The sequence below is a fragment of the Polaromonas sp. P1_G4 genome (genome assembly GCF_056405475.1).
This window is the reverse complement of the sequence record NZ_JBFUCA010000801.1, coordinates 1-1,345: the sequence shown is the minus strand read 5'-3', so window position 1 is coordinate 1,345 and position 1,345 is coordinate 1. Positions and strand designations below refer to the sequence as shown.

Genomic DNA, 1,345 nt, shown 5'->3' with positions numbered 1-1,345 from the left:
CGCTTACCCGGATCCAAAAGCATTTCCAATCGCGTCTTGTTGCTGGCTGCCCTGAGCCACGGGGAAACCACAGTTCACGATCTCCTGGCGTCTGACGACACTGCCGTGATGCTGACGGCGCTCAGGCAGCTTGGCTGCGAAGTAAAACAAGAGGGCAGCACCGCGGTGATCATCGGCCTTGGCGGCCGCAACGTTCACACACCGGTCAAGCTGTTTCTGGGCAATGCTGGTACTGCCATGCGTCCATTGACGGCCGCTCTGGCCTTGCTGGGCGGGGAATTTGAGCTGTCGGGCGTGGCCCGCATGCACGAAAGGCCTATCGGCGACCTGGTTGATGCCCTCCGGCAGCTGGGCTGCTCCATCGACTACCTGGGAAATGAAGGTTTTCCACCCCTGCGCCTGCGTTCCGGCCAATTGAACCTGAAAGACCCCATCCGGGTGCGCGGAGATGTTTCCAGCCAGTTCCTGACCGCCCTGCTGATGGCCCTGCCCATTGTGGCTGTCGACGACATCTGCATTGAGGTCGTGGGAGAGCTGATTTCACGGCCTTACATTGAAATCACGCTCAAGCTGCTCAAACGTTTCGGCATTGACGTGCAGCGCAAAGGCTGGGAGCAGTTCGTCATCCCCGCCGGCAGCCGCTACCAGTCGCCCGGAGAAATCCATGTTGAAGGCGATGCTTCCTCTGCTAGCTATTTCATAGCGCTTGGCGCAATAGCATCGGGCGCTGCAGGCCCAAATGGCATAGAAGTTTTGGGGGTCGGGGCAGACTCCATCCAGGGCGACATCCGTTTCGTGGAGGCCGCACGAATGATGGGCGCGCAAATCGACAGCACGCCCAATTCATTGCGCATCTCGCGCGGTGCGTGGCCGCTCAAGGCGATTGATCTGGATTGCAACCATATTCCCGATGCCGCGATGACGCTGGCCGTGATGGCGCTGTATGCCGAGGGGACCACCACCTTGCGCAACATTGCCAGCTGGCGCGTCAAGGAAACCGACCGCATCRCCGCGATGGCCTGCGAGTTGCAAAAACTCGGCGCCACGGTGGAAGAAGGGGTGGACTATCTCAAAATTACCCCGCCCCTGCCCGGCGAATGGAAAACCGCGCCCATTCACACCTACGACGATCACCGCGTAGCCATGTGTTTTTCGCTGGCCGCTTTCAACCCGGCCCGGTTGCCCATCCGGATTCTTGACCCCAAATGTGTCGGCAAAACATTTCCGGACTACTTCGAGGCCCTGTTCATGGTGGCCAAAGCAGATGTCAACCATATTCCGGTGATCTGCGTCGATGGCCCCACCGCCTCGGGCAAAGGTACCCTGGCAGCTTTGACGGCCCAAC

At 59.8% G+C, this 1,345-nt stretch carries 1 protein-coding gene; it reads left to right on the top strand.

The features are described from left to right. The coding region (gene aroA / locus AC1D1X_RS23480; protein WP_477699368.1) for a 3-phosphoshikimate 1-carboxyvinyltransferase at positions 1-1,345 on the top strand (1,345 nt) is incomplete at both ends.